This is a genomic window from Paenibacillus polymyxa, from assembly GCF_001719045.1.
In the GTDB taxonomy this organism is placed as follows: domain Bacteria; phylum Bacillota; class Bacilli; order Paenibacillales; family Paenibacillaceae; genus Paenibacillus; species Paenibacillus polymyxa_B.
Genome location: NZ_CP015423.1, coordinates 3,595,352 through 3,622,184 on the forward strand (window position 1 = coordinate 3,595,352; position 26,833 = coordinate 3,622,184).

General features: G+C 44.8%; 29 protein-coding genes and 1 pseudogene. 19 read left to right on the forward strand and 11 right to left on the reverse strand.

The genetic code is table 11. The features are described from left to right. Positions 1–12 precede the first annotated feature (12 nt). Positions 13–1,431 (forward strand): aldehyde dehydrogenase family protein, encoded by a 1,419-nt coding sequence (locus AOU00_RS16040; RefSeq protein WP_069291064.1) that lies wholly within the window; start codon positions 13–15, stop codon positions 1,429–1,431. Positions 1,432–1,542: 111 nt separating this feature from the next. On the opposite strand, the gene AOU00_RS16045 is transcribed toward AOU00_RS16040, so the two are convergent. The 4 genes from AOU00_RS16045 to AOU00_RS16060 all read right to left on the reverse strand — a co-directional run bounded on the left by AOU00_RS16045 (position 1,543) and on the right by AOU00_RS16060 (position 4,093). Next, entirely contained in the window at positions 1,543–2,337 is a 795-nt protein-coding gene (locus AOU00_RS16045) for an SDR family oxidoreductase (protein WP_061831290.1), read from the reverse strand. A gap of 84 nt (positions 2,338–2,421) precedes the next feature. Then, the gene (locus tag AOU00_RS16050) at positions 2,422–2,709 is read right to left on the reverse strand and encodes a DUF1330 domain-containing protein (RefSeq protein WP_061831291.1); all 288 of its coding nucleotides are present in this window, start codon (positions 2,707–2,709) and stop codon (positions 2,422–2,424) included. A gap of 33 nt (positions 2,710–2,742) precedes the next feature. Then, positions 2,743–3,093, reverse strand: coding sequence for a nuclear transport factor 2 family protein (locus AOU00_RS16055; protein ID WP_069291065.1), 351 nt, complete (start codon positions 3,091–3,093; stop codon positions 2,743–2,745). A gap of 88 nt (positions 3,094–3,181) precedes the next feature. Next, positions 3,182–4,093 carry a helix-turn-helix transcriptional regulator gene (locus AOU00_RS16060; protein ID WP_069291066.1) on the reverse strand — a complete coding sequence of 304 codons (912 nt, stop codon included), beginning with the start codon at positions 4,091–4,093 and terminating at the stop codon, positions 3,182–3,184. 415 nt (positions 4,094–4,508) lie between these two features. On the opposite strand from AOU00_RS16060, the pseudogene AOU00_RS16065 reads away from it, so the two are divergent. After that, a pseudogene (locus AOU00_RS16065) lies at positions 4,509–5,075 on the forward strand (NAD(P)H-dependent oxidoreductase). 175 nt (positions 5,076–5,250) lie between these two features. Here AOU00_RS16065 and AOU00_RS16070 read toward each other — a convergent pair. The 3 genes from AOU00_RS16070 to AOU00_RS16080 form a co-directional block, all read right to left on the reverse strand. Then, a complete protein-coding gene (locus tag AOU00_RS16070) occupies positions 5,251–5,859 on the reverse strand; it encodes a hypothetical protein (protein WP_155765242.1) in 609 nt (202 codons plus the stop codon). Between the two features lie 111 nt (positions 5,860–5,970). Further along, positions 5,971–6,492 (reverse strand): hypothetical protein, encoded by a 522-nt coding sequence (locus AOU00_RS16075; protein ID WP_237166193.1) that lies wholly within the window; start codon positions 6,490–6,492, stop codon positions 5,971–5,973. A 368-nt stretch (positions 6,493–6,860) separates the two neighbouring features. Then, positions 6,861–7,325, reverse strand: a complete 465-nt coding sequence (locus tag AOU00_RS16080) for an AbrB/MazE/SpoVT family DNA-binding domain-containing protein (RefSeq protein ID WP_069291068.1) — start codon at positions 7,323–7,325, stop codon at positions 6,861–6,863. 240 nt (positions 7,326–7,565) lie between these two features. On the opposite strand from AOU00_RS16080, the gene AOU00_RS16085 reads away from it, so the two are divergent. The 3 genes from AOU00_RS16085 (at position 7,566) to AOU00_RS16095 (ending at position 9,255) form a co-directional block, all read left to right on the forward strand. After that, a complete protein-coding gene (locus AOU00_RS16085) occupies positions 7,566–7,811 on the forward strand; it encodes a hypothetical protein (RefSeq protein ID WP_069291069.1) in 246 nt (81 codons plus the stop codon). 44 nt (positions 7,812–7,855) lie between these two features. Further along, positions 7,856–8,227 (forward strand): MerR family transcriptional regulator, encoded by a 372-nt coding sequence (locus AOU00_RS16090; RefSeq protein WP_069291070.1) that lies wholly within the window; start codon positions 7,856–7,858, stop codon positions 8,225–8,227. Between the two features lie 263 nt (positions 8,228–8,490). Further along, entirely contained in the window at positions 8,491–9,255 is a 765-nt protein-coding gene (locus tag AOU00_RS16095; protein ID WP_069291071.1) for a MerR family transcriptional regulator, read from the forward strand. A gap of 65 nt (positions 9,256–9,320) precedes the next feature. Here AOU00_RS16095 and AOU00_RS16100 read toward each other — a convergent pair whose 3' ends face one another. Both AOU00_RS16100 and AOU00_RS16105 read right to left on the reverse strand, forming a co-directional pair. Continuing rightward, on the reverse strand, positions 9,321–9,794 hold the full coding sequence (locus tag AOU00_RS16100) for a hypothetical protein (RefSeq protein WP_069291072.1): 474 nt from the start codon (positions 9,792–9,794) through the stop codon (positions 9,321–9,323). Positions 9,795–9,884: 90 nt separating this feature from the next. Beyond that, positions 9,885–10,364, reverse strand: a complete 480-nt coding sequence (locus AOU00_RS16105) for a GAF domain-containing protein (RefSeq protein ID WP_025719270.1) — start codon at positions 10,362–10,364, stop codon at positions 9,885–9,887. Positions 10,365–10,703: 339 nt separating this feature from the next. On the opposite strand from AOU00_RS16105, the gene AOU00_RS16110 reads away from it, so the two are divergent. The 8 genes from AOU00_RS16110 (at position 10,704) to AOU00_RS16150 (ending at position 20,357) form a co-directional block, all read left to right on the forward strand. Continuing rightward, entirely contained in the window at positions 10,704–10,997 is a 294-nt protein-coding gene (locus AOU00_RS16110; RefSeq protein ID WP_069291073.1) for a hypothetical protein, read from the forward strand. 166 nt (positions 10,998–11,163) lie between these two features. Then, on the forward strand, positions 11,164–11,760 hold the full coding sequence (locus tag AOU00_RS16115) for a GNAT family N-acetyltransferase (RefSeq protein ID WP_069291074.1): 597 nt from the start codon (positions 11,164–11,166) through the stop codon (positions 11,758–11,760). Beyond that, the gene (locus tag AOU00_RS16120) at positions 11,744–12,502 is read left to right on the forward strand and encodes an energy-coupling factor transporter transmembrane component T family protein (protein ID WP_069291075.1); all 759 of its coding nucleotides are present in this window, start codon (positions 11,744–11,746) and stop codon (positions 12,500–12,502) included. Before AOU00_RS16115 ends, AOU00_RS16120 begins: the two co-directional genes overlap by 17 nt. Before the next feature lie 157 nt (positions 12,503–12,659). Further along, a complete protein-coding gene (locus AOU00_RS16125) occupies positions 12,660–13,247 on the forward strand; it encodes an ECF transporter S component (RefSeq protein ID WP_069291076.1) in 588 nt (195 codons plus the stop codon). A gap of 56 nt (positions 13,248–13,303) precedes the next feature. Beyond that, on the forward strand, positions 13,304–14,863 hold the full coding sequence (locus AOU00_RS16130) for an ABC transporter ATP-binding protein (RefSeq protein ID WP_069291077.1): 1,560 nt from the start codon (positions 13,304–13,306) through the stop codon (positions 14,861–14,863). Positions 14,864–15,036: 173 nt separating this feature from the next. After that, positions 15,037–16,551: an MDR family MFS transporter gene (locus AOU00_RS16135; protein WP_069291078.1), complete on the forward strand. Its 1,515-nt coding sequence runs from the start codon at positions 15,037–15,039 to the stop codon at positions 16,549–16,551. Between the two features lie 607 nt (positions 16,552–17,158). Beyond that, complete coding sequence (locus AOU00_RS16145; RefSeq protein WP_069291079.1) at positions 17,159–18,658, forward strand: glycoside hydrolase family 68 protein; 1,500 nt, start codon at positions 17,159–17,161, stop codon at positions 18,656–18,658. A 106-nt stretch (positions 18,659–18,764) separates the two neighbouring features. Further along, positions 18,765–20,357, forward strand: coding sequence for a glycoside hydrolase family 32 protein (locus AOU00_RS16150; protein WP_069291080.1), 1,593 nt, complete (start codon positions 18,765–18,767; stop codon positions 20,355–20,357). Positions 20,358–20,533: 176 nt separating this feature from the next. On the opposite strand, the gene AOU00_RS16155 is transcribed toward AOU00_RS16150, so the two are convergent. After that, complete coding sequence (locus AOU00_RS16155) at positions 20,534–20,998, reverse strand: MarR family winged helix-turn-helix transcriptional regulator (protein WP_013369372.1); 465 nt, start codon at positions 20,996–20,998, stop codon at positions 20,534–20,536. Positions 20,999–21,288: 290 nt separating this feature from the next. Here AOU00_RS16155 and AOU00_RS16160 point away from each other — a divergent pair, with 290 nt between their 5' ends. The 4 genes from AOU00_RS16160 (at position 21,289) to AOU00_RS16175 (ending at position 24,030) form a co-directional block, all read left to right on the forward strand. After that, entirely contained in the window at positions 21,289–21,723 is a 435-nt protein-coding gene (locus AOU00_RS16160; RefSeq protein WP_069291081.1) for a hypothetical protein, read from the forward strand. Positions 21,724–21,940: 217 nt separating this feature from the next. Further along, complete coding sequence (locus AOU00_RS16165; protein ID WP_061831982.1) at positions 21,941–22,126, forward strand: hypothetical protein; 186 nt, start codon at positions 21,941–21,943, stop codon at positions 22,124–22,126. Positions 22,127–22,143: 17 nt separating this feature from the next. Continuing rightward, positions 22,144–22,443 carry a spore coat protein gene (locus tag AOU00_RS16170; RefSeq protein WP_061831981.1) on the forward strand — a complete coding sequence of 100 codons (300 nt, stop codon included), beginning with the start codon at positions 22,144–22,146 and terminating at the stop codon, positions 22,441–22,443. A 246-nt stretch (positions 22,444–22,689) separates the two neighbouring features. Further along, on the forward strand, positions 22,690–24,030 hold the full coding sequence (locus AOU00_RS16175; protein ID WP_069291083.1) for an amino acid permease: 1,341 nt from the start codon (positions 22,690–22,692) through the stop codon (positions 24,028–24,030). A 20-nt stretch (positions 24,031–24,050) separates the two neighbouring features. Here the strand turns inward: AOU00_RS16175 and AOU00_RS16180 are convergent, their stop codons facing one another. Further along, entirely contained in the window at positions 24,051–24,683 is a 633-nt protein-coding gene (locus tag AOU00_RS16180) for a LysE family transporter (protein ID WP_081112522.1), read from the reverse strand. Between the two features lie 320 nt (positions 24,684–25,003). Between AOU00_RS16180 and AOU00_RS16185 the strand changes: the two genes are divergently transcribed. Next, positions 25,004–25,972: an SIS domain-containing protein gene (locus AOU00_RS16185; RefSeq protein ID WP_069291084.1), complete on the forward strand. Its 969-nt coding sequence runs from the start codon at positions 25,004–25,006 to the stop codon at positions 25,970–25,972. A 28-nt stretch (positions 25,973–26,000) separates the two neighbouring features. Beyond that, positions 26,001–26,813, forward strand: coding sequence for a PfkB family carbohydrate kinase (locus tag AOU00_RS16190; RefSeq protein WP_069291085.1), 813 nt, complete (start codon positions 26,001–26,003; stop codon positions 26,811–26,813). Positions 26,814–26,833: the final 20 nt, after the last annotated feature.

Consider the following 26,833-nt stretch of genomic DNA (forward strand, 5'->3'; position numbering starts at 1 on the left):
GGAGGGAAAAGCATGCAGCAGCATTTATTTATTGGTGGAGAATGGAAAGCTGCTTCATCGTACACGACGTTGAAATCACCGTATTCCGGGGAAATCATTGCTGAGGTGGCAGAGGCCACGTCAGAGGATGCCAAGGCTGCTATTCAAGCGGCCTCTGATGCACGCTCGGAGATGCGGGCCATGCCAGCGCACCAGCGGTCAGCCATTTTGGAGAAGCTGGCTGACCTGCTGGAAGAGCGGCGTGAGGATGCAGCGCGCATCATTGCACGTGAAGCCTCAAAACCATGGAAGGCTGCGCTGGTGGAGGTTGACCGGACGGTGCAAACCTACAAGTTCGCAGCTGAAGAAGCCAAACGGATTCACGGGGAAACCATTCCGCTGGATGCCGCACCGGGCGGCGAGGGTCGTATGGCCTACACGCTCAAAGAACCAGTAGGGGTAGTCGGAGCTATTACACCATTTAACTTCCCGATGAATCTGGTCGCCCATAAAGTGGGTCCCGCGCTGGCAGCAGGCAATACGGTCGTATTAAAGCCTGCGGAGCAGACGCCGTTGTCGGCTTACTTGATTGCGGAGCTGCTGGAGCAGGCTGGATTGCCTGCGGGCGCTCTTAACGTGATCAGCGGCGATGGTAAAACCATTGGCGACGTACTTGTCACTGATCCACGCGTCAGCTATATCACCTTTACCGGTAGCCCGGCGGTCGGTACAGAAATTCGCTCCAAGGCCGGCTTGAAGCGGGTCACGCTGGAGCTGGGTTCCAACGCGGCCGTTATTATCGACCGTGATACGGATGTGGACGCGGTCATCGACCGCTGTGTGAGTGGAGCTTTTGCCAATCAGGGACAGGTGTGCATATCGGTTCAGCGTATTTACGTTGTTGATGAACTGTATGATACCTTTGTATCCCGATTTATAGAAGCGACTCAACGTTTAAAAATTGGAGATCCGCTAGAGCCGGACACGGATGTATCCGCGCTTATTTCAGCCAAGGATGTCGAACGTGTCCGTGAGTGGCTGGAAGAAGCGGTTCAAGCAGGTGCGAGGATCGCTCTGGGTGGCCAAGCCAAGGGAGGTATTTTGGAGCCGACGGTTTTGCTTAATGTGGACCCGACTTCCAAGGTGTCCTGTCGTGAAGTGTTTGCCCCGCTTGTGCTGATTCATTCTGTTAGCTCTATAGATGAAGCCGTAAACCATGTGAATAATTCGATTTATGGCCTGCAGGCGGGAATTTACACGCGTGATATCACGACTGCGCTGGATGCAGCGGACAAGCTTGAGGTGGGCGGCGTGATGATCAATGACATTCCAAGCTTCCGTGTTGACCATATGCCGTATGGTGGTGTGAAGCAAAGCGGCACTGGACGAGAAGGCGTAAAGTATGCCATGGAAGAAATGCTGGAAACAAAGCTGGTCGTTATTAAACGGTAGTAGTTATATAAAAGCCTATCTGATGGACATAGATATACGTTTTGCGTATGTCTGCTCATTAGATGGGCTTTTTTTTCACCTTTTGCGCGATTGTCAGATGAAAATAAAGTGTTAGACCGTTGGAACTGTTCCACCGTCAATATTATATTCACTTCCTGTAATTGAAGCGGCCCGGTCGGATACCAGAAAAGCAACAAGCTCAGCGACTTCTTCTGGTAGTCCTGGACGACCAATTGGAATTCCTCCCAACGAGTCCATCAGTTGCTTTAATGCACTTTCTCGGTCACCTGTCGTTTCAGCAATCCGATCAATCAAACTTTGTGCTGCCTTCGTTTCGATAAAGCCTGGCGCAACTGTATTAATACGAATGCCTTGAGGCGAAAACTGCTTGGATAACCCTTTGCTGTAAGTAGTTAAAGCTGCTTTGGCTGCAGCATAAGCCAATGTTGCATCATATAGCGGCAAGCGACGTTGAATAGATGAAATATGAATAATAACACCGGAACCCTTTTCCACCATAGCCGGCAGCAGTCCACGGTCTAAACGGACGGCAGCAAACAGATTGGCGTTAAAAGTTTGCTGCCAATGCTCGTCTGTCAAGATAAGAGCTCCCCCAGATGGGGCTGACGAGCCTCCAACATTGTTGACAAGAATATCTACACCGCCTAGGCGCTCAAGAACACTGTGTACTACTTTATCTACACCTTCAGGCGTACTAATATCGGCTGGAATAAACAGGTCTGGATTTTCTAAATTAGCTGGAGTAGTTCGAGCCGTAGTTATTACGGTAGCACCTGCAGCTGTAAGTCTCTTAGCAATAGCCTCTCCCATTCCTTTGGTACCGCCTGTGACCAAGGCCCTTTTGCCTTTAAACTCACTTAAAATGCTTTCTAATTGAAAACTCATGCGAATAATTCCTCCTAAATTTTACAATGTGGTTGAGAAATACCTCTAGGTATCTCCACTCCGAGTTCACTTGTCTTGCGAACCTTACATACTATCGACAATGACACCCCGGTACCGCCCTCCGCGCAGTCGATGCTTTAGGGCTTTTTGATAGGCTGGACTAAAGTACCAAGCTTGTGCTTCCTCAAAAGTGGGGAATTCCAAGATGGCCAGCCCTTCAATAGCGGGTCCTTCGAGGACTTGGTATGCGCCATACATTGCTAGGGGGTTGACGGAATGTCCCGCCAAACCTGCCGGTGCCAACTCAGAATAGAGTTGGAGTTCAGTTTGATCGGTACTCTGTTCACGTATAAAAACAACATAAGCGGGCATATTCGTTGTCCCTTTCTTATTTTTTTAATTCCTTTATGGAAGTGTAATAATCAGTTCTTTAATTTTATTGTTGTTTACTAGAAATTGATGTTTAAGTAGGAGTGGATCGGGAAGATTTGATTTATCAAAGTCTCCGTCTACTTTCGCAATTACGACGATGGTATTGTTACTGTCATCCATATCCACGATCTCAAAAGTGACATTCGGCCTCAATATTTCTGCTTCACACCATGATTTTATGGCTTCCATACCTTTGATTTCGCGATGATTATCCAAGATCAACGCATCTTTATCGAAAGCGGAAGTAAGTACTTCAAGCTGGGATTTGTTCGCTGATGTAAAATAAGTTTCTACTGCCGGTGGCAGGGTTCTATGTGGATTCATTGATCCTTCAACCTCCTATGGTGAGTATGTTGTGAGCGATAACTTCAAACTCATCATAGCAGTAATAATATGACTACATGGTGTCATATTATAGAGGATCATTTAAATTTCTTTTCATCGTTTCTAAATGAGACAATATTCTTGTACGTACTTGTTCGGGGCTAACCTCTATAAGGAGGGGACCAAAGGACAGCAGATAACTGTCCAGCCAATTGCCTACAGGAAATTGTGCTGTGACGGTATAAGAGCCGTCTTCCTTCTGAGTAATTGTTTTCTCGGCAAATTCATCGTATACGCGGTAAGCTCCTTGAGCAGAAATGTGAAGAGTTACTTCAATGGTATGAAGCAAGTCGTTCATCTTTGTATCTGTAGATGCTACGACTGTTCTTGGCTCATAACTAGTTTCGGTAACTGCAATCTCTTTCATTCGGCTAATCTTAAATACACGATGACTTTCGGTATTTAAACAGTAACCTTCCACATACCAGGATTTATCTTTAAACAAGAGCTTGGCAGGTTCGACGCTACGATAACTCTGTTCCCCGGCGACGTTATAATAGCGGAACTTTATAACACGGTTTGTGATTATTGCGTTGCGTATAAGAGTGAATAGCTGTCTCTGGCTGTTTTGGCTTCCCCATGGCGAAAAATCTACTTCGATCCAGTTTCCCATGTCTTTTTTAAAAAGCCTACTCAACTTGTTTAGCACTTCTTCTACCTGTGGGATGGTAGCTGTAGCCACACTCTGAAGGGCCATTAAGATATCATCTTGTTCCTGCTCGGACAGTAAAGAGGTGTTAAAGACATAACCCTCCATCAATGATATTCCGCCCCCCTTGCCTCTACTGCTGTAGATGGGAATCCCAGCTGCGCTTAAGGTATCTATGTCCCGATAAATCGTTCGTGTGGAAACCTCAAAATGCTCTGCCAATTCATCAGCAGTCACTTTTTTCTTATGGAGTAACATATAAACGATTTCAAAATGTCTGCTTAACGGCATACGCTTCACCTCTCTCGGTAGCATACACCTTATAACATGACATTATAAAGTCATATTAAGTGATTGCTCTACATCACACCCTAATGGGCATCAACTGGGGGACTTTATTTTCTTTGAACAGCGATAATAACACTGCCTTTGGATCAGATCTTTTTACAATCTTTTATATAAAGTTGAACAAAAAGCACTTGCAAAGTAAAAAGGAATAAACTATACTGAGGCCAATCATTAGTAATTGATCAATCACTAACTGAATTAACAAGCAACGGAGGTGATATTCATGAGCAGGATACCGCTCAAGTTTACTGAACGTATCTTTATCGGAACTATGGATTGAGCATATTCAGTTAATTGAAGGAGTACGAAGTTAAGTAATTGATCAATCACTTATTTTAAAGTAAATGGAGGAGAGAACATGAAGCATCTTATTATTTACGCACATCCATCCTAGGGAAGCTTTAATCATGCAATTTTGACCACAGCAGTCGAGGGGCTGAAGCAAAAAGGACATGATGTGGTTGTTCGTGATCTATATGCAATCAACTTTCAACCTGTGATTAGCAGCAGCGAGGTCATTGAAGGAATCGGAGAAGATGTTGTACGGGAACAGGAATTTTTGCAATGGGCAGAGGTAATCACCCTTATTTATCCGATTTGGTGGACGGGGATGCCAGCCATTATGAAAGGGTATATAGACCGCGTATTCTCTTACGGATTTGCTTATAAATATGTAAATGGAGTGCAGATGGGATTACTCAAGGGTAAGAAAGCCATTATCCTCAATACACAAGGAAAATCACATGCGGAATATGCCAGCAATGGTATGGATCAAGCCCTTCGCTTGACGTCTGACAAAGGCATATTTGAATATTGCGGACTTGATATCATGTATCATCTATTTTTCGAGTCGGTACCCCAATCTGATGAAAATACGCGTAAGAAGTGGCTTCGCCAGATTGCAGACATGGCCAGCAAAGCCTAATATTTATGTTCAGAGCCAGAGGATTAAGCATTAGGGGAATCGAAGTTGCCAGTGGCTAACCAAAAGGCATCGCGTGCATCTACAGGCGATGCCTTTTGGGTTGGTCCAATATTGAATGTGTTCCAATCGACACTCGCTCATGGCAAGCGGCAATTGCTACAATAAGGGGTGGATATTAGTTTTTCCGATTTTTCCGATTGGCGCTACGAGATCCACCAGAAGGCCACTGTGCCCCACCACCTTGATTATGAGGAGGCCACCACTGTGAGCCACTACCCTGATGACCACCGCCTTGATTATGAGGAGGCCAATGCGATCCGCCGCCCTGACCATGTTGAGGCCACCACTGCGACCCACCGCCCTGACTGCCACCTTGACCATGTTGAGGCCACCACTGCGACCCACCGCCTTGACCGCCGCCCTGACCATGAGGAGGCCACTGCGATCCACCGCCTTGACCGCCGCCTTGACCATGAGGAGGCCACTGCGATCCACCGCCTTGGCTCCCGCCCTGACCACCGCTTTGTCCTGGAATAGAAGGCATACTTGGATAAGGGCCTTGTGCCTGACTGATTTGAGTAACATCAATATAAGACTGTGTCCCATTAGGATATAGCACTAACATTGATTTATTAGTGGGATCTACGCTTTTTACGAAAGCAACGATCTGTTGACCATTCACAGTAAATATTCCCCATAGATTAACAAAATTACTCACTTCAGTAGTGGTTGCAAAATGTGGTTGTAACGACCCCATCGAACGATGAGAAGAATGTTTAGACAAGGTATATATCTCTCCTTTAGATTGAATTTTGTGACATCATATGTGCAAACGCACTGATTGGAATGGGCAATGTTGCTATAAATCGAGATAAATGCATCTTAGAGAATTTAATTAATCAATTGAAACAATTTGCCATGCGCCATCTTTATCTTTTTCAAAATAGAAGATATATCGTATATCGGGTGAATATCCTTCTTCATTATTCAGTCGTTCCCCTACAACAGGTATCAATATCCGATTATTTTCTTTTACAGCTTCGCCAATACCAGTAAACTTCACCGGATGATCGAAGAGATAATCATGACCTGTTCCAACGTCTGCACCTAGCACAGCATGGAATTGATCCAAATCTTTTGACACGAAGGCAGCTACTGCTACTTTGAGTTTTGTTATCATGGCATCCTCAATAAGAGGGTCTTTAACATCATTCCATTTGATCTCGTCTAAGCTTTGCAGGTCGGCTGATTGATCTATTCCTTCTTTTACTACCGTTTCTGAGGTTGTTGGTACTGTTTCATTGGTAGATGTATCCGTTGTTTCCTGCTTTCCACAACCAGCAAACGCACTTACACTTACGGAAAGTAGAAGTATTGAAATAATTTGAGCAGGTTTGTTCATATTAGATTCACGCATCCTTTCTCTTCCTATAACGAATACTATTTTTTATGAGGAGGAGATGTAATGAAATTACGAAAAGCTGACGAAATGGAAAAGTATGGGGTGGTCTACCGTAGAAAAATGAATAAATAAATGAAATGACCTTCTCAGATTAAAGAAGGTCATTTTTTAATTCAGGAATCATTATTAAATGTAGCACAGCCTTCTGCTTATAGGCGTTATCGCTTGCAAGTCATGCAGTGGTTCTTTATACCTAGTGTGGAATTTTCGCATGGACGTTCATGCGTTTTGTCGGTTAGCTATGATGCTGCGTATCACGGTTCAAAAGTAGCTACACATGATGAAATCTCTGGTGTATATCTATGTAGGGTATCAAGCTGTAGTTAGAGCATTTTTTTGAGCTGGGATATACGGGCTTGGGAAACCTCAAGTATTTTGGCATATTCGTGCTGTGCTGCATTGGGGTGTTTTTGCATTAATTCTTTTAGACTTTCGATCATTTGTTGTGTCGATCGCCGCAGACGTTTGGACTCTTTATTAGATCGTTGTGAGTTGGATAAAGCTGATTTGGATGGTCTTAGGATAGGGCTAAAATTTATCCCCTTCTTTAAACTTTCAATACATTCCCCGCAAATAAAGCTGTCTCTAAAATAAGTTAACTGTTCTGTTGAACCACACATTTTACACGTCACCCCAGTGTACTTTCGAAAGGCGAGAATACCAGTTTCCTCATCTGCAAAAATCTCAACAGGATCACCCACATTATAATCCATGGAAATTCGCATTTCTTTGGGAATAACGATGCGGCCTAACGCATCTAGGGGACGTGTCATACCTGTACTTTTCAAATGATAACCTCCTTTTTTTATATCCTTATAATACTAAATAGTTATGATAAAAAAGAATAGGCTTAGAGAAGCAATCGCATATATTTAGTAAACTGTTGAAAAGTATACAAGTAATTTCCAAAATATGTTTTGTTATTGAGAGAAACGTGTTGAGGAGATTATAAAGAATTTCCGATATATATTCATAAAGATTATTCTAGTTGGCAATCGATTCCCATGCTGTATGAGGTGGCGTTTGGTGTGTACGATTGGACGCAGTATAAGGCGGTGCGGGTATTAACTCGATTAGCACGTGAAGGTCTCCAGACCGACCAGATTGTGGACGATATTATCAGTCATGTCGACGATTTTCGTTATGAGGCACAAATGCTCACGTTCTATTTTCTATCCGGACTAACGAGCAATAAGAAGGTTGCCTCGCTGCTGCCAGGTAGTAGGAATCTTAATTTTGCACTCTTTACTATGAAAACTTATACTTATCGTTAAAGCTGACTTGAAGAGAAAATAAAAGAACGAGGAGGGGAATAACTATGTACTCCATTAAAGAAGTTCAAATGAAGAGCGGATTGCCCGCATCTACTCTTCGTTACTATGAAAAAGAAGGCATATTACCTGATGTGGGTCGGGATGAAGGTGGAAGAAGGGTATATACCGAAAAACAAATCGATTGGATTAGGTTCCTTATGGCTATGAAAGATACAGGGATGACCATTGAAGAAATTAAGGCATACCTTGAGCTAAATGTAAAAGGAGAAGCCACAATCCAAGAGAGAAGAGACTTCCTTGTAGCCCACAAAAAGAAAGTAGAGGAACATGTGGCACAAACGCAGCACAATTTGGAGAAAATTATTCAAAAGATAGCTTTTTATGATCATGTGGTTATGGGGAAAAGCCTCTCTTAGGTATCGTATGATCTGTAAATAGTGGTAAAGTCAAATCGAATATATGGAGCCCCCGGCATATTTGAGAATACGTGCTGGAGGGCTTTTTTGCATAGATTTCTAAAGATGCAGATTCTAGGTCGTAAGTATGGAAAATGGTTGGCAAATGGGCGGTTCACAACGCGCTTACAGGGTAAAAGTGTAGTACCAAGGTGGGCAATTGGGGGCGTTGACTCTCACGCCACGTGAGACTGTAGACTGTCAAGCAAGGGAGGTGAAGCGGAATGGCTTATACGGTGAAGGAAGTATCTAATCTGTCGGGAATCAGCGTACGAACATTGCATTATTATGATGAAATCGGATTGCTGAAACCGCATCATATTGGAAATAATGGATATCGCTATTACGAACAGGAACAACTGTTGAGGCTTCAGCAAATCATGATGTACAGGGAACTGGATTTGCCTTTATCTGAAATTGGAAATGTGCTGGAGCAAACCAAGGAACAAAAGGCCGAGGTTTTGCAGGAGCATCGAGCCAAGGTCGAGGCCAAAGTCTTCCGCTTGCATACTCTCCTACAGACCATCGACGAAACGGTGGCTCATTTGAAAGGGGAACAAGCAATGAAACCAGAACACATGTACCAAGGATTTAATCCGGAAAAGCAGGAAATGTATGAACGTGATTTGACAGACCGTTATGGTCAAAAGGCTCAGGAAACAATTCAGGAGAGCAAGACGGCGACGAAGAACTGGAGCAAAGAGGATTATTTGGATTCGCAGGCAGAGGCTGACCAGATTCATCGGCGGCTGGCAGAAGCCATGAATAAAGGATTGAAGCATAACAGTGAAGAAGTACAGGCGCTAATCCGCCGTCATCTTCAATGGGTAAGCCGATTCTATACCCCTACAGCAGAAATTTATAGCGGGCTGGGAGACTTGTATGTAGAGCATGAGGATTTCAATAAAATGTATGAAGGCTATCGCCCCGGACTGGCTGAGTATTTGCGAGACGGGATGAAGGTTTTAGCCGAACGGGAATTAAATTAACAAAGGGGTGAACAACAAGCCGATTCCGATGGCCTGCTGTTCACCCTTTTTGTGTGTAAAGCAGCTTACATGCTGCTTTGTGCTGTTCTCATGCCTTGCTGACTGCTGTTTCCGTAATGTTGCATGCCACTGCTTGCGAAATGTTGTCCAGTCGTTCCCATATGTTGCGGAAAGCTGTTATTCATGTGGCTACCTGTATTAAAGGAGGTTGGTTGCATACTGCGGGAAGCAAAGCTATCGCCAAATCCAGGCTGAGTCATTTGGTTGCTGGAACGGATGGAGTTTTCCAACTGACTACACAGTTGAATCACTTGCTGGTATTGCTGCATAGCCTGTTGGTGATGCTGAATTGCAGTTTGGATCATTTGAGCTGCGCTTCGTTCACGTTGCACCAGGCTTTCAAGACTGGATGCATTTTGTTGTTCCTGTTGCAGCAACTGCTGATACATGGCAGTTCCTTGCTGTGTTTGTTGTACCAATTGCTGCATGATTTGTTCACATTGATGAAGTTGTTGTTGTGGAGCCATATTGTTGTACATGAATCATCAATCTCCTTCGCCGGATAGTTTTGGGTTTCAGACCCTCCTATATTGTGGCGAAGGAAGACGATATATATGCGCTATTTTTGGTTATAGGCTGGCTACCAGAATAGCCGTAAATTCCTCTAGGAATACGCGATCTTCGTGATCAAAGCGGCCTTTTAGTGGGCTGTCAATGTCCAGCACTCCAATCAGTTCCCCATTCTTGACAAGGGGAATAACGATTTCACTATTGGAAGCAGCGTCACAGGCAATATGTCCTGGAAACGCATGTACATCATCTATAACAAGCGTCCGTTGTTCTGCGGCTGCGGTACCGCATACGCCACGTCCTAATGGAATCCGTATACATGCAGGTAAGCCCTGGAAAGGACCAAGTACAAGCTCAGTGCCATCATAAAGATAGAAACCGCTCCAATTAATATCAGGAAGGAAATGACCAAGTAATGCTGAAGCATTTGCCAGATTGGCAATGGTATTGGATTCATCATGAATAAGTGCCCGGAGTTGTCCGAGAACCGATTCGAATTGTTCATGACGTGTGCCTTCGTAAGGAATAGCTTGAAACATGTAGGGTTCACGCTCCTAACATTAAATTTTTACATTAAGTGTTGTATATGTCGTAAAAAATAGGTAATTATCCAATTCGCTTTTACCATTGGTTAATTAATTCAAGATATAACGATTGTATATATTCAGTCAAGTGGAAAATCACTCTGTAACCTTTTCGTACACTCCGTACTCTAACCTCTGTACAGAATCATTTTGGAAAGGGAAAGCTATACGTTTTAGCGGGGCAAACAATATAGAAAGCAATTCAGCGAGGGTTGTCCTCATCTGTTTCCAGGTTATCCTCTATGGGTAAAAACAGTGTAACATGGTGGCCTAGGCCAGGGAGGAGTTACAATTATGCATGCAGATGTTCAGAACTTGTTTATCCGTATACAAATGCTTTCTTATGCACATCAGAACGATCTCACGGTAAGAGATATTCAACCTGTGTTGGAAGAGCGCGGTTACCGTGTAGGAGAACGTGAGGTCAAGCAGGAGCTTGAAAACCTGACGCAGGAAAACTTTCTGACACCGCATGATGATATGTTCAGCATTACCGGCGCAGGGATCGATGAATTACAGGAAATTCAGTCGATGCTGGGCGTACTGTACAAGGATGTTGTGAAAGAACCGACGCGCACCACAGTTTAATCTCTTATAATATAGAAGATGCCCTTCTAATTCCTAATCCTAGGAACAGGAGGGCTATTTATATATATAAGCTTCGTAGCTTTAAATAAGGTTGTGTTTGTTGAAGGTGTATGCTTAAATGTAGCGTATATTTATTGTTATTTTAATGCTGGAAGGATGATTGAACATGTGTGCATATGCATGTAAGGGGCATATACCACTGCTGGAAAGTGCGCGTCTTCGGCTGCGAAGGATGGAAAGCGGGGATGCGGCTACAATGTTCGCTTGCTGGTCTGACCCGGAGGTTCACCGTTATATGAACCTTTCTGGTATGTCAGGACGTGAGGACGCAGAGGATATGATTGAGCTGTTGAATGAGCTGGCGAAGACGGAGGATGCGCTGCGCTGGGGAATAGAGCTGAAGGAGAACGGGAAATTGATTGGAAGCTGTGGTTTTAATTATTGGCAGACGGAGGGAGCTTGTAAAGCCGAGATTGGTTATGAAATAGCCAAGCCTTATTGGCGACAGGGTTACATGACCGAGGCGCTACGCTTGGTGCTGTCATTCGGGTATAACACGATTCGGTTGAATCGGATCGAAGCGCTGGTGGATCCGCGCAATACAGGCTCGCAAGCCCTGTTGTCCTCGATGGGCTGGACACAGGAAGGACTGTTGCGGCAGGTACAGCATACATCCACAGGTTTTAAGGATATGCTGATGTATTCTTTACTGCATGAAGAATGGCTCAGACTGGAGGCACAACGAAATGCTGTTTCAGTATAACGGCGGTTCGTCGCCGCTGCACAGGTTAGGGCCGTTAAGTAAGCTAATATGGGTGGGATGCTTTAGCCTCCTGTCGATGGCTTGGGATTCGACGCTGCGGGAAGCAGCACTCTTGGCTGTACTGATTGCTGTGGCTGGCTTGGGCGCACGTTTGCCATTAGCACGCCAACTTCGGGCTATGTCGTTCCTGATTGGTTTAGGTATTCCGTATTTTATATTGTCTATCCTAGCGATTCGAGAAGGACATACCGTGGCTGCATGGGGACCCATTGTCATTACAGCAGAGGGGCTGGACATCGCAGGGGCGTTAACGTTGCGGATTTTTGTGTTGTTTTTGGCATCTTATATCTATCTCTCGACGACCGATCCCCGAGATTTTGTGCAGGCATTGAATCTGCGCTTGCGTGTTCCTTATCGGTTTGCGTTCGGTATTTCGGTGGCACTGACGTTTCTCCCCTTATTGGAAGAAGAAGGGAGAACAATTATGGCAGCACGGCGTGTTCGTGGACAGGAACCACCACGAGGGTGGAGCAATCGGTTATCATGGTGGAGCGGGTATGCGGCTGCCGTGTTGGTGAATGCTGTAAGACGGGTTCAGCAGACGGCGCTGGCTATGGAGGGCAAAGGTTTCGGTGCTTATGCAGAACGGACATATCTTCGTACACTGAACAATGGGCGTTTAGGCAACTTATGTGCGGTGACTGCTGTATTAACTACGGCTGTTTTATGGTGGAGCTTATAAAGTGAAGCCTCTTATTTTTGGCCTTATTGTCAACCTGTTAAATATAATTAGGTTGACAATAAGGCCGCAGATGAATACATTTATACAGTAACAGCTTGTACAAGGATCAGAGCTGTAATCTTATAGATTAGATAGGGAGAGGAGTCAAGAAATACATATGAAGGAATCTCGTATGTTTGCAAAGTTTACAACGCTGGATATCGTACTCATGGCGATGCTGGCCACGTTGAACGGTGTCATGACCGTGTATTTGTCGCTCATTAACAAAACATTAAACAGTCTGGGAGGGCCTATCGCTACTTCCTCTATTGTCGGGCTGTACATGATATACGGTTTGTTGGCTTATTATATTATTCGTAAGCCGGGTACGGCGGTTATTGCTTATGCATTTGGCGCGGTGGTGCAATCCTTTATGGGCTCTGCCTATGGAATTGCTTCTATTATCGCGGCGGCTGTCTGCTATATGATTGCGGCTGAGTTGGTATTTGCCTTGTTGCGGTATCGACGCTGGAACGCAGTTTCGCTGATGCTAGTGGGTGGGGCTATGGTTCCGCTGTGGTTTATTGTCGCAGCCAATATGTTTGGCTATATGCATTGGGGCTGGAAGGTGCTGACGATTGCACTGGTCGTTCGTATCCTGAGCGGCATTGTCCTATGCGGTCTGCTGACGAAAGTGTTGGGTGATGCTTTAAATCGTACGGGACTGTTAAAACGTTTTGAACTGGGACGCGCTTCACATGTATAGCCGTGGCTATACATGTGGTTATATCTTCAACAATGGGGATCGAGGATATTTCAGTTATGAATGAACATAGCGATTATAACTCTAGCAGTAAAATAGCCGTATCCTTGAAGAATTTTGGCTATCGGTATGATGACCAGGTGGAGCCAGCTTTACATGGTCTGACACTGGACATTGCGGTGGGCGAGCATGTAGCCATTGTCGGAGCCAGTGGAAGTGGAAAGTCTACGCTATGTCAGCTACTTCATGGCGGGTTGTCCCGTTCCGGTGAAGGCGAACGGACGGGGGAGCTGACCGTGTATGGGATGGACCCCGATACCGCCGATTTGGCTACTGTCGCCACCACTGTCGGCGTCGTGCTTCAGGACCCGGATGCCCAGCTGGTGCAGGGAATCGTCGAAGACGAGATTGCTTTTGGGCCGGAGAACCTGCGCGTGCCTCCGGCAGAAATAGCGCAGCGCATTGCTGCTGCGCTGGAGGCCGTCGGCCTAGCTCCCGAGCGCGTCTCCTTCGTGCGGCGCCTCTCGGGAGGCCAGCGCCAACGCACCGCGATTGCAGCGGTACTGGCGTTGGAAGCGCCGCTGGTCGTGTTCGACGACGCAGCTGCGCAGTTGGACCCGCCGGCTGTACGCGACTTCGCCCTGCTATGTCGGCGGCTCCATGCCGAAGGCCGGACGGTAGTTACCGCGTCCGGCCGCATAGACGATGGCGCGCGGGCAGCACAGCGCGTCATCGTCTTGAAGGGCGGGACCGTGCAGCTGCAGGGTCCGCCCGAAACGCTGCTGCGCGAACATGGTGCGCAGCTGGCCGCCTTGGGGCTGCTCCCCTCTTCCGCAGGGAGGGGAGACATGCGGCGTGAGCCGGGGGTGAATCCCGGCTCAGCAGCGGACCGCGCTGGGCAGCCGTTGTTGGAGGTGAAGGGATTGACCTTCACCTATCCTGGCAGCCAGCGGGCAGCGCTAAAGGGTGTGAGCCTAGCTCTTGCGCCCGGTGAACGAGCCGTGCTGCTGGGTGAGAACGGCTCGGGTAAAACCACGCTCGGCAAGCTGCTCATGGGTCTACTCCCAGCACCGAAGGGGTGCATGCGGTGGGAGGGGCAGGATATGGCGAAGCTGCCAATTCACCAGCTGGCTGCCGGAATCGGCTATGTGTTCCAGCAGCCAGAGCATCAGTTTGCAGCTGCAACGGTGTGGGAGGAGTGCTTGTACAGCGTGCGCGCCAAGCTTGGTTTACGGACCGGGGAGCCGGTTCCCGCCGCATATGTGGAACGGGCGCAGCGCTTACTGGCTTCCGCCAGGCTGGAGCACAGACTGGATGCCTCCCCGTACCTGCTAAGTGGAGGCGAAAAAAGGCTCTTGAGCGTTGCGGCACAGTTCATCTTGCCCAAAAAGCTATACATTTTGGATGAGCCTACCGCAGGAACGGATTACGAAGGAGCGAATATTCTGCTCCGTATGTGCACAGAGCAGTCTGCCGAAGGTGCGGCTTTTCTGGTCATCACCCACGATATGCAGGTAGCTGAAAGCTTTGCCAGCGATGTTCTGTGCATGGAAGAGGGTCATCTCTATAAAATGGAAAATAGTGAGATTTATCATACGATTATAGTTGACAAAAATTAACGATATGTAGACAATAATATATATACATCGTACAAAACAGGCGGCCTATATAGGCCGCCTGTTTACGATTATGCGGTGCGGGTAATAATCCATTCTGGAAAGGCAAACCGCACAGATACAACACAGTTTTTATAAGGGAAGGATTTGTGATTTGCTTGGGAAACGATAAACCCATGAAGCGCGGACTCGTGCTGACAGGTGTTCTATTGGCCACTTTTCTGGCCGCAATTGAAGGAACGGTTATCGGTCCAGCGGGACCGACGATTGTTAGCGAGCTGGGCAGCGTGAATTTGCTCAGTTGGATTTTTACGGCATATTTGCTGACGATGGCTGTGACCACACCCATTTTCGGCAAGCTTAGCGATTTGTTTGGCCGAAAACCCATTTTTTTAATCGGCTGTTCGTTGTTTGTACTTGGCTCGTTGCTTTGTATGATGGCAGGTAGTATGGAGCAGCTTATTATCTACCGGGCTATACAAGGGATTGGTGCGGGTGGTGTCATTCCCGTTACCTTTACCATCATCGGTGATATATACAAAATGGAGGAACGCGGCAAAGTCCAAGGCATGATCAGCTCCGTATGGGGAATTTCTTCCCTGATCGGGCCTCTCTTGGGCGGTTATGTGGTTACCTATTTTGGCTGGGAGTGGATTTTCGGCTTTAACGTCCCCTTTGGATTGCTGGCTATGTTCTTCATCGCCCGTTACTTGCGTGAACAGGTAAGCAAGCGTACCGCACGTATTGACGTGCCGGGAGCGGTTACCTTTACCATCGGGATGACGGCCCTCTTGCTCGTATTGGCACTGGGTGGGCAGTATATCGGCTGGGCTTCTCCTGAATTGCTGGCCTTGGCTGCCGTAGCCATTTTGTTCCTGATTCTGTTTTTGGTTATTGAAAAACGCGCTCAGGAACCGATGGTGCCACTAAAGCTATTTCGGATACGGGATATTGCTTTTTCCTGTGCCGCAGCACTGTTAGTCAGCACTCTATTGATCGGACTGACTAGCTATCTTCCACTATGGATTCAAGGTGTACACGGTGGAGATGCCGCTTCATCTGGTCTCGCCTTGGCTCCAATGTCCGTAGGCTGGCTTTTTGGCTCCATGATCGGAGGACGCATTTTGCTGACCCTGGGCTCGCGTCGAACCTCTTTGATCGGGCTGACTCTGATTGTATTGGGGGCTTTCGTCATGACCTTGATGGGCCAAACGGCTCCGATCTGGCTGCTGTTCCTGTCTACATTGTTGTATGGACTGGGATTCGGCTTCTCGATAACTGTGTTTACGATTATTGCCCAGTCCTCGGTCGGGTTCCAGTTGCGTGGCGCGTCTACAGCTTTGAATACATTCCTGCGCACGTTGGGGCAAACGATTGGGGTTGCAGCCTTCGGTTCATGGCTGAACTATCGCATCGTTGCCCAGACAGCCGATGGACAGCTAACTCAGCAAGGGGTTACGCAGGAGGATATTAATGGTCTGCTGGCCCCGCATGCTTCACAGAGTCTAAGTGACAAGGTTGCCGGATTACTTCGTTCTGTACTGGAAAACAGTCTGCATTCCCTGTTCGTTATCATGGTCGTTATTGCAGTTATTAGCTGGTTTGTCGTCCTCGGACTGCGGAACCGTCCGCCGGGTACGGAAGAAGAGGCAGATCAGCGCGTAAAGACACCACAAAGAGAACACGCATAAAAAATAATATAAATCTTTCATGATAAAGAGACAGTCCGGTACACCAAATAAGGGTCCGGGCTGTCTCTTTATGCAATGGTCTCTCCTCCTACTGATCAGCAAAATAGCCACCTCGTATAGGACCGATAAATTCCCCGGTATACAAAAAGGAGATAAAAACCCCCTAGAGTTGCTATATATTCATAGGTATAGGTTACAAAATGGTAAAAAAGTCTTAAGGAATTGTAACAAAAAATATGTTTCTGAATTGAGCTGTAGGGTACTAAGGAACCATTTTTTTGAACCCGCTTACAAATGAGGCTTTGTATGATTATTTTAGAACGATTTTGCATGTAAATGAAGCAACCAACCTAGCAAAATGGGACACGGAAAAAAATCAAGTAGCAAATATTTCTGAATGTAATAGGAATGAAAAAAAGAGGGATTTTCAGAAAATTACTAGGAAAATATGAGGATGAAATTCATAGAGGAACCTGTTTTCTTACCTCACATAATAGGGCTTTTCAGTCTATATCAATCGTTTGACATACCATATAAAATGGCCCTACCAACCAAAAAGTTGGGTTTCAAATCTAGAAGCATAATTAGATTAAGGGAGATGGAGTACTTGAAGTTTAACAAATGGTTCAGTAAAGCAGCCACTGCAACAGTAGCAACTACCTTGCTGTTAGGAGGCGGCGTTCAGGCTTTTGCCGAGGAAAATGATGCATCTGATCTCAAAACAGACAATGCATTTACGCAAATTACGCGTAATGACATGCTGAATATTTTCAAACAGCAAGGCAAAGAGAAATATGAGGTTCCGTCCTTCGATGCGTCTACAATTAAGAATATTCCTTCTGCTATGGGTCGCGACAGCTCAGGCAAGCTGATTGATTTCGATGTCTGGGACTCTTGGCCGTTACAAAATGCCGATGGCACAGTAGCCAATTACAAGGGGTACAATATCGTTTTTGGACTGGCAGGCGATCCTAAAAGAGGCGAGGATACATTCATATACCTGTTCTATCAAAAAGCGGGCAATACTTCACTGAGCGGCTGGAAAAACGCTGGCAGAGTATTTAAAGACAATGATAAACTGCTTGCCAACGATCCGATTCTAAAAAATCAGTCAGAAGAATGGTCAGGTTCAGCTACCTTAACCTCTGATGGACAAGTACGTTTATTCTATACCAGCAGACAGCCGTATGATCCGAATAACAAATTATACGGCAAGCAAACCTTGAGCACGGCTCAAATTAATGTCTCTCAGCCTGATGATAAGACACTGAAAGTAGATGGAGTCGAGGATTTGAAATCGATCTATGACGGTGGAGATGGGAAAATCTATCAAAATGTACAGCAAAGCGTTGGCGTGGATATGGATAATCATACCTTTAGAGACCCTCACTATGTCGAGGATCAAGGCCACAAATATATTATATTTGAAGCCAACACAGGGACAGAAACAGGCTATCAGGGCGAAGATTCGATTCAAAACCCAGCTTATTATGGCGGCAATAAGAAATTCTTCACGGAAGAGCAACAAAACCTGCTGCAAAGTCCTAAGAAAAAGGGAGCTGAGCTGGCGAACGGCGCACTGGGTATCGTTGAATTGAATGATGATTATACGTTGAAAAATGTAATGCCTCCTTTGATTGCATCCAATCTGGTAACAGATGAAATTGAACGGGCGAATGTGTTCAAAATGAACGGTTTGTGGTATTTATTTACGAGTACAAGAGGTTCTAAGGTGACTGTAGATGCGATCGGTGACGATGATATTTACATGCTGGGTTATGTTTCTACTTCCTTGACAGGGCCTTATAAACCGTTGAATGGAACCGGTCTCGTTCTTCATCAGGATCTGGATCGTGATGATATTACCTGGACGTATGCCCATTTTGCTATCCCGCAAGGCAAAGGCAATAACGTAGTTGTGTCGAGTTATATGACCAATCGTGGGCTTTTCCCGGATCACAAATCTACTTTCGCGCCAAGCTTCCTGCTGAATATTAAAGGTTCGAAAACCTCTGTTGTGAAAAACGGTATACTGGAACAAGGGCAAATCACGATTGATCCAGAAAAGGACAAAAAAGAACCCCAAAATGAGTATGGCAAGAAATAAGTAGGTATAAGCAGTATGTCCGAAGGCGGCAGCTTGGTAGCAACCCGATCTGTCGTCCATCGGACGATACATAACGATGCAATGAGAGGTAAGGAGGATCGTCATAATGAGAAAAAAAGCTCCCAAGAATATTTGGATACGATCCGTTGTAATCATCACAGGCTTAACTATATTTATAGCTATGGGTTGGAGTATGTACCAACAGGATGCAGGCAAACCCCAAAAATCTGCTGCAACTCCAAAAAATCAAGCGAATCAAAGTAAGCAAACAACACCGACCTACCGGTCAGCCTATCATTTTACCGTTCCGGATAAGTGGAAGAATGATCCGCAACGGCCTATTTATATGGATGGAAAATATCATTATTACTATTTATATAATCGGGATTATCCCAAAAAGAACGGTACAGAATGGCGACATGCCACATCCACCGATCTGGTTCATTGGAAAGATGAAGGGGTGGCGATTCCAAAATATACGAACCCGAATGGAGATCCTTGGTCCGGTTCGGTCGTGATCGATGATAATAATACCGCAGGTTTTGGAAAAGGCACGCTGGTAGCCATTGTGACACAGCCCTCCGCAGATGGCGGAAAGCAGGAACAATTTTTGTGGTACAGTAAGGACAAAGGCAAGACGTTTACTTCTTACCGCAACAAGCCTGTGATGTCCAACCCCGGTACAAAGGACTTCAGAGATCCCAAAATCATCCGAGATCCTCAACGTAATCAATGGGTGATGGTCATGGCAGAGGGAACGAAGATTGGCTTTTATGAGTCTGATAATTTAAAGAATTGGCGGTATACGAGCGGCTTTCAAACGGAAAATATTGGGCTTGTGGAATGTCCTGACCTTTACCGGATGCGTGCGGATAATGGAACCTATCAATGGATTCTGGGTGTGAGCGCCAATAGCAAATCAACAGGCGGACCCAACACGTATGCCTATTGGACGGGAGATTTTAATGGAGAAGCATTTCTCCCTAATCACAGTGAACCTGAGTGGCTGGATTATGGGTTTGACTGGTATGGTGCAGTTACGTTCGAGGAAGGAAAAGATAAAGATAAATATAGCCACCGTTATGCTCTGGCCTGGATGAATAATTGGGATTATGCCAATAACACGCCTACCCTAAAGGAAGGCTTTAATGGAATGGATTCGATTGTTCGCCAAATTCGACTAAAAGTTACGGCAGATGCTGGATATCGTTTGGTTTCACAGCCGGTACCCCATTTGGAGCGATTCCAAACATCCAAAAAATCATTAGGAACGATTAAAGTAGAGGGTGCTCACCGTCTTCCGGTAGCAGGCGATGCCTATCAGTTAGAGGCGGATGTATCTTGGTCCACGATTAAAAATGTAGGATTGAGGCTTCGAGAGTCGACGGATGGCAAGCGTCATGTCGATGTGGGTGTCTCAGTGGACGGTCAATACTCCTACGTAAATAGAGCCAACACCGGGCAGCCGGATCAGAGTGGAAAATATGTAGAGAGCAAGGCGCCTTTTGATGCTAATAAGAAAAAGGTCCACCTGAACATTCTCGTCGATAAAACCAGCATTGAAGTGTTTGTAGATGGTGGAGAAGTAGCTTATTCCTCCTTAATATTCCCACGATTAGAGGATCAGAAAATTACTCTTTTTTCCGATGGCGGTCCGGCAGTGTTTAACAATGTAGTGGTCAAATATTTTAGCCGATAGCAGGTACTTATGCTATTCGTAAGCTTAGGCATATTTCGCTCTATTCTGGTATATAAAAAGTCCACCCATGAATATAAGGGTGGACTTTTCTGTGTAAATCTAAATTTTCGTTTTAGCACAGCTATAAGATTGTTCGTTTATTCACAAACGATTAGTTGCTAAAATTACTATTCATTCTATTTGTGATAAGGTGACAAGTTATCAGCGCTACGGCCCAATTTTTTGAGCAAGCCGATGAGTTGATCTCTTTCGGTTTCACTGATTCCGCTAAAGGCACGTTCAATCTGACGTGTATAATCAGGATAAATTTCGTCCATGACACGTTGTCCTTCGTCCGTCAATTCTGCATATATAATCCGACGATCTTGGTCGCACGGGTGACGGTGCAAATAACCGCGGCTTTCCAGTTTGTCGATAACATAAGTGACATTTCCGCTTTGAAGAAGCAACTTTGCTCCAATTTGTTGGATTGGCTGTGCGCCCTTGTGATATAAAACTTCCATCACGGCGAAGGCCGTTGGGTTGAAGCCCACCGTTTTGATGCCAGCAACCGCATGTTCGTTTACACTTTTGAATGACTTGGCAAACACGCTATACAAATGCATGGATTGCTGTGTCACCAATGTTCGGTAATCTATCATCTTCATTCCGCCTTTATGTATGGATTTGGGCATCCTTTGACCGCTCGGCTCGGATGACCGGGCAACCATACCCTTGTTACTAGCATAAAGGGATTTACGTAGCGAAAACATGCGATTTGTCACAGTAGCTGCTTTTTTAACTATTTAATTTCAAAGCTTTAAAGTAAATTTTTGAAAAATAAAGGTTTTGAATGTAAAAATACTGTTCCGGTTGGTTATATTAAAAATAACATACCTAGCTTGATGAACCCCAATTAACCAAATAAGCTACTTCAGAGGAGATGAAACACATGGATACAGGTTCTTTCCGTTTTCAATTTCGTGATCCGCAGCAAGCCGTCCAAGCCTGTGAAACATTAAAGGAAATTGGATACTCTGCCAGCACAAATGGTGACACAGGTCTCAGTGTTCATATTGAGAACCAGGATGTGCTGTCTGCATTGGAAATTTGCCAAGCCTATGAAGGAAGCATGATTGAGGTAGGGACTCTTTTCTCTAAACCGGATCAATATCCCGGTTTGCAAGGAAATACAGGTGTACATAATCCAGGTTATAGCCCGGAAGATTGGATTATCCCGGCACACACGATCAACGAAGACTGGAGCGAAGCTTATAAAAATGGCTCCTCTCAAACGTACACTAATACGATGGAGGAGCACAACGTCAGCTCTGATCAACAACCTGAAGACGAAGTGGATGGATTTTCTGGAAGCATCCATATCTGATTTTGTCCTAAAAGTCATGATTAGAATTTGAGTCTTCACTGTTCAGCTCATATTAGGATAAAGCTCCTATAAGACCATTAATTATTGTGGCTTTGAAGGAGCTTTTTTTGTGTGGGAAAAACTCAGTTAGAGCTTTCACCAGAATTGAAATTCTGTAGGATATGCATAAATAGCAACGACAGCAGGGAATAACAATTTCAGAAAGGAGGTCTTGACCTTGCAAAAATTAGGAGTTCACGAAAAATTGGAATTGCATGAGCTACTTACGTTTAAAACAACTTGCCTAACAAAAGCCCAAACCATGATTCCTTTAGTATCAGACACAAATTTAAAAAACATTTTGCAGCAGGATGTTAACGGTGGCACACAAGATATTCAACAGCTTAAAAATCTGCTCGTGTAATTTAAAGGAGGATTAACGTGAATTCTATTGTTCAGAACATGACTGGAATGGGCGGAATGACGGATCAGGTGATCGCTTCAGACCTGTTGATTTCGGCTAAAAGTGGAATTAAAAGCTATGCAATTGCCCTGACAGAGTCAACTAGTTCGGAAGTTCGCAATGTTCTTTGTGACCAATTGAGCAAAGCTGTTAATCTTCATGAACAAATTTTTAATTATATGAAGAACAATGGCTACTATAATGCTTATGATCCAGAGCAGCAAATTCAAATGGATATCCAAAATGCGGACAAGGCACTTTCTATGTCTAAATTTTGATAATTAATCATTAACGCAACAAAAGATCTATTTAGTCCCAAATGAAGTCTCTGGTTTTATGTAGAAAAAGCATCAGCAAACCTTAAACGAGTTTGCTGGTGCTTTTTTATTACATAAATAGTCACACTTCTAATCCAGAAATCACAAATAACGAAATGAATTGCTGTCCACATGAAATATGGTGAAGAAGGCAATCATAATATCGGAGAACTAGGTCTCAATATCAGGAATAGGGTGATTTTCATTATGGGCAAGTCTTCAGCTGTTAAGCAAAAAGATCAAAAACTAAAATGGTGGCAACTTAGTTTATTAGGCGTTGCAGGTACCATTGGTACAGGATATTTCCTCGGGTCTGGCTTAGCGATCTCCATAGGTGGTCCAGCCGTGCTGATTGCATACTTTTTTGCAGCAGTGGGAACATATGTGGTGTTTGATGCCCTTTCGCGCATGACGGCAGATCATCCTGAACAGGGTTCTTTCCGTTCCTATGCCCAAAAAGCATTTGGAAGTTGGGCAGGATTCGGCAGTGGATGGGTGTATTGGTTCTCAGAATTGCTTATCAATGGGAGCCAACTAACCGCGCTATCTATATTCTCACGCTTTTGGTTTCCTCAGGTACCGATGTGGATATTTGCAGCAGGCTTCGGGATTTTAGGGCTTGTGATTGTTTTTTTTGGCAATAAGGGTTTTGATCGAGTTGAAAATGTACTGGCCATCATTAAGATGGCAGCTATTGTTATGTTTCTGGTTTTGGCCGTTGCTCTTTTGGCAGGCTGGATCGGAGGAGGAAAATATAATCCGAAGTTCCCCATCAGTTACAAAGAATTTTTTCCGACTGGGGGCATAGGATTGTGGTCATCTTTTATTTTTGCCTTTTATGCATACGGAGGTATTGAAGTGCTCGGAATTATGTCTAATCGGCTTCAAAAACCGGAGGATGCACCTAAAGCAGGCAAGGTAATGCTGATTACACTGGTTGCAGTGTATGTGCTTTCAATTGGTCTGGCTGTGTCTATGGTGCCATTAAGTGCCTTTAACCCGAAAGAAAGTCCTTTTGTGCTTGCGCTTAGCAGTGATCACCTGGTTTTTGTGCCTCATTTATTTAATGGAGTGCTTATTATTGCAGGGTTCTCCACAATGACAGCATCCCTATACGCAGAGACATCTATGATGCTTACGCTTGCACAGGAAGGAGATGCGCCCAAATTATTTTCACGGAAGTGGAAGGGCAAATATCCCCTTTATGCACTTAGTTTGATCTCCGTTGGATTAATATCAGCCATCGTAATGTCGTTGCTGCTACCGGGAAAAGTATATGAATATATCACTACAGCAGCGGGTTTAATGCTGTTGTATAATTGGTGCTTTATTTTGCTGTCTTCAGGTAAGCTACTGGAATCGAGCAGATCAAACAATATTAAACGTTGGATTGGATTATTGTTGATAGCTATGGCTGTGGTCGGATCATTTTTTCATAAACTTAGCCGCCCGGGAGTGTACATCAGCTTACTGCTTGTCTTGTTAATTGCAATATGTGACCTCATTGTACAATGGGTTCGCCGAAAGCACGCAAAGGAATCTCGTTAACGTTGTCAGTGAGTTAAGCGTTAGCGTAAAAAAAGTAATTGAAATGCTTGTACGCCAAAATAAAAGCCAAAACCGATAAGAGATAATCCGGACATCCAAGAGATGGTTTTAAGCAATCCGGTTTTTAAGAACCGCCGGAAAATACTTGAAGCGGCTGCCATGGTCACATCCCAGAGTAACACGCCTAATACAATCGCTCCGCTATAGATCATTAGCTGTTGTACTGGATATGTATTAGCGACGTTTGCGAGTATGGATCCGTAAATGCCAAGCCAAAAAAGGATGGAGAGAGGATTAAATAATGACATTAGAAAACCGGACATAAATGAGTTACTTAATGTATTACCATTTCCCCTTAATTCGGATTCTGAAATCACACCTGCATTTTTGATGCTTTCAATACCTGTATACACAAGTACGAAAAAACCAAACAGCCATAAAAAAGCTTTGACAAACGGAGCATTAAGAAGGTGAATCATTCCCAAATAAACAAGCAGCATATAGATAATGTCTGCGGTTATTGCACCAAGCCCAATAAACCAGGCGTGCCAAAAACCATTCTTGATACCCCGATCCAACTGTGCGGCATTAATCGGTCCAATAGGGGCCGAAAGTGACAGACCAAGAAAAATATAACTGATAAAAGTATTAATGGTGACTCCCTCCTTGTTTTTTATTGGATGTTATGTATTTTGTCTATTTAAGTTTATTCGGACAAACCCATTTATAAGACCATATTTTTTGTGCGTATATTGTAGGAGTAGCCTCGTTATTGCCAACCAACCTATCAATGAATTAAATCTAAAAAAGGAGCTCTAATTCCGTTCACACAAGGATTAGAGCTTTTTTAATGACAGGTTATAAAAAAAGTTTATTTGATCGAATAATTGGGGTTGACACTTTTATTGAAAGCGCTTATATTTATCTCGTAAACAATACGTTATATAACGTTATATAAAAAGGAGAGATAAAAATGAATGTACAACAGACGGTTCAGACGATTTATGAACAAGCAAGCGGAGAGATTTCTGAGGTGTATTTAGTAGCCTGCGGGGGCTCATTAGTCGATATGTATCCCTCAAAATATTTTCTGGATAGTGAAGCAAAGAAGCTGGTAGCAGGGATGTATACGGCGAATGAGTTTGTGCACGCACTGCCAAAACGATTAGGTAAAAACGCTGTAGTCATCGTGTGTTCCCATGGAGGAAACACGCCGGAATCGGTTGCAGCTGCTAAATCAGCCAAAGAGAAAGGCGCTTACACCATCGGCTTAACCCACAATAGTGAAGCGACACTGCTCAATTATTCTGATTATTCATTCCTCTACGAGTGGGGAGATGAGAGCGATGTCAAAAATAACCCGATGGCTATTATTTTGGAGCTTACTGTTGAGCTGCTTCAAATCGCTGAAGGCTATGTGCATTATCAAGCTTTCCAGAACGGCTTGGGAGCAATCAATGGAATTATTAACCGGGCAAAAATACAAGTTGAACCGCGTGCCAGTGTATTCGCTGACAAATATCGCAATGAAGACCTCTTCTATATCCTGACCAGCGGAGCTTCTTATGGACATGCGTACGGATTTGCTATCTGCTCTCTAATGGAAATGCAATGGCTTCATGCGGCTTCAATCCATTCGGGTGAATTTTTCCACGGACCGTTTGAAGTAACGGATAAAGAAACTCCATTTATTCTGATGATCAACGAAGGACGCACACGGGCATTGGATGAGCGGGCACAGACTTTCTTGAATCAATATGCCGAGAAAGTGGAAGTGATCGATGCAAAGGAGCTTGGAATTGGAACTATTGCCGACGAGGTCGTCGAGTTTTTTAACCCGGTTTTATTTTACAGCATTGTATGTGTTTATCGTGAAGCACTCGCAAATGTACGCAATCACCCACTGGAAACTCGCCGTTATATGGGCAAAGTAGCTTACTAAGCGCACTTACCAACAGGAGGAAACCATCATGAAAGTTCTAGGCATTGGCGATAATGTGGTAGATAAATATGTTCATCTGCGCATGATGTATCCTGGCGGCAATGCGCTTAATTTCAGTGTGTTTGCCAAAAAAGCGGGAGTAGATGCAGCCTTTATCGGAGTATTCGGAGATGATAACGAAGCACAGCATGTAGAACACATTCTCCGTGAGCTGGAAATCGACATTTCACGGTGCAGATATCACAGCGGTGAGAACGGCTGCGCACGTGTAACCCTGGAAGACGGAGACAGAGTATTTCTGGGCAGCAATGAGGGAGGAGTTACACGTCTCCATCCGCTGAAGCTGAGTGAAGATGACAAGGCCTATGTTGGCGGGTTCGACCTTATTCACACCGGCTTGTACAGTCATACAGGGCACTTGCTGCCTGAATTGAAGATGCTGGGAATCCCTCTTTCTTTTGACTTTTCGGATGATTTCATAGATGCACAGGTGGAGAAATATATTGCGTACGCCGATTTCGCTTTCTTCTCTTGCAGCCATATGACGGATGAAGAGACGCAGAACTATATCCGCTCCAATCGAAAAAAAGAGGGGCAAATTCTGGTAGCCACACGCGGCGGAGATAGATCTATCGCCTATGATGGTACGAAGTTCTATTTTCAAATGCCTGATTCCGTGGACGCTGTGGATACGATGGGGGCAGGAGACTCTTATATAACCGCCTTTTTACTGAGCTTTTTGAAAAATGGCAACATTCAGGACGCTATGGCAGAAGGCACGAGGGTTGCCGCCCAGAGCTGTCTGGTAGAAGGTTCTTTCGGATACGGCGTCCGCTACTAAAAAATTATGTTCAAATATCT

What these genes read in the sequence shown, in the direction of transcription:
- AOU00_RS16040 (WP_069291064.1), top strand. Translation starts at nt 13, where the DNA reads ATGCAGCAGCATTTATTTATTGGTGGAGAATGGAAAGCTGCTTCATCG.
- AOU00_RS16045 (WP_061831290.1), bottom strand. Translation starts at nt 2,337, where the DNA reads ATGAGTTTTCAATTAGAAAGCATTTTAAGTGAGTTTAAAGGCAAAAGG.
- AOU00_RS16050 (WP_061831291.1), bottom strand. Translation starts at nt 2,709, where the DNA reads ATGCCCGCTTATGTTGTTTTTATACGTGAACAGAGTACCGATCAAACT.
- AOU00_RS16055 (WP_069291065.1), bottom strand. Translation starts at nt 3,093, where the DNA reads ATGAATCCACATAGAACCCTGCCACCGGCAGTAGAAACTTATTTTACA.
- AOU00_RS16060 (WP_069291066.1), bottom strand. Translation starts at nt 4,093, where the DNA reads ATGCCGTTAAGCAGACATTTTGAAATCGTTTATATGTTACTCCATAAG.
- AOU00_RS16075 (WP_237166193.1), bottom strand. Translation starts at nt 6,492, where the DNA reads ATGCGTGAATCTAATATGAACAAACCTGCTCAAATTATTTCAATACTT.
- AOU00_RS16090 (WP_069291070.1), top strand. Translation starts at nt 7,856, where the DNA reads ATGTACTCCATTAAAGAAGTTCAAATGAAGAGCGGATTGCCCGCATCT.
- AOU00_RS16095 (WP_069291071.1), top strand. Translation starts at nt 8,491, where the DNA reads ATGGCTTATACGGTGAAGGAAGTATCTAATCTGTCGGGAATCAGCGTA.
- AOU00_RS16100 (WP_069291072.1), bottom strand. Translation starts at nt 9,794, where the DNA reads ATGTACAACAATATGGCTCCACAACAACAACTTCATCAATGTGAACAA.
- AOU00_RS16105 (WP_025719270.1), bottom strand. Translation starts at nt 10,364, where the DNA reads ATGTTTCAAGCTATTCCTTACGAAGGCACACGTCATGAACAATTCGAA.
- AOU00_RS16110 (WP_069291073.1), top strand. Translation starts at nt 10,704, where the DNA reads ATGCATGCAGATGTTCAGAACTTGTTTATCCGTATACAAATGCTTTCT.
- AOU00_RS16115 (WP_069291074.1), top strand. Translation starts at nt 11,164, where the DNA reads ATGTGTGCATATGCATGTAAGGGGCATATACCACTGCTGGAAAGTGCG.
- AOU00_RS16120 (WP_069291075.1), top strand. Translation starts at nt 11,744, where the DNA reads ATGCTGTTTCAGTATAACGGCGGTTCGTCGCCGCTGCACAGGTTAGGG.
- AOU00_RS16125 (WP_069291076.1), top strand. Translation starts at nt 12,660, where the DNA reads ATGAAGGAATCTCGTATGTTTGCAAAGTTTACAACGCTGGATATCGTA.
- AOU00_RS16130 (WP_069291077.1), top strand. Translation starts at nt 13,304, where the DNA reads ATGAATGAACATAGCGATTATAACTCTAGCAGTAAAATAGCCGTATCC.
- AOU00_RS16135 (WP_069291078.1), top strand. Translation starts at nt 15,037, where the DNA reads ATGAAGCGCGGACTCGTGCTGACAGGTGTTCTATTGGCCACTTTTCTG.
- AOU00_RS16150 (WP_069291080.1), top strand. Translation starts at nt 18,765, where the DNA reads ATGAGAAAAAAAGCTCCCAAGAATATTTGGATACGATCCGTTGTAATC.
- AOU00_RS16155 (WP_013369372.1), bottom strand. Translation starts at nt 20,998, where the DNA reads ATGATAGATTACCGAACATTGGTGACACAGCAATCCATGCATTTGTAT.
- AOU00_RS16160 (WP_069291081.1), top strand. Translation starts at nt 21,289, where the DNA reads ATGGATACAGGTTCTTTCCGTTTTCAATTTCGTGATCCGCAGCAAGCC.
- AOU00_RS16175 (WP_069291083.1), top strand. Translation starts at nt 22,690, where the DNA reads ATGGGCAAGTCTTCAGCTGTTAAGCAAAAAGATCAAAAACTAAAATGG.
- AOU00_RS16185 (WP_069291084.1), top strand. Translation starts at nt 25,004, where the DNA reads ATGAATGTACAACAGACGGTTCAGACGATTTATGAACAAGCAAGCGGA.
- AOU00_RS16190 (WP_069291085.1), top strand. Translation starts at nt 26,001, where the DNA reads ATGAAAGTTCTAGGCATTGGCGATAATGTGGTAGATAAATATGTTCAT.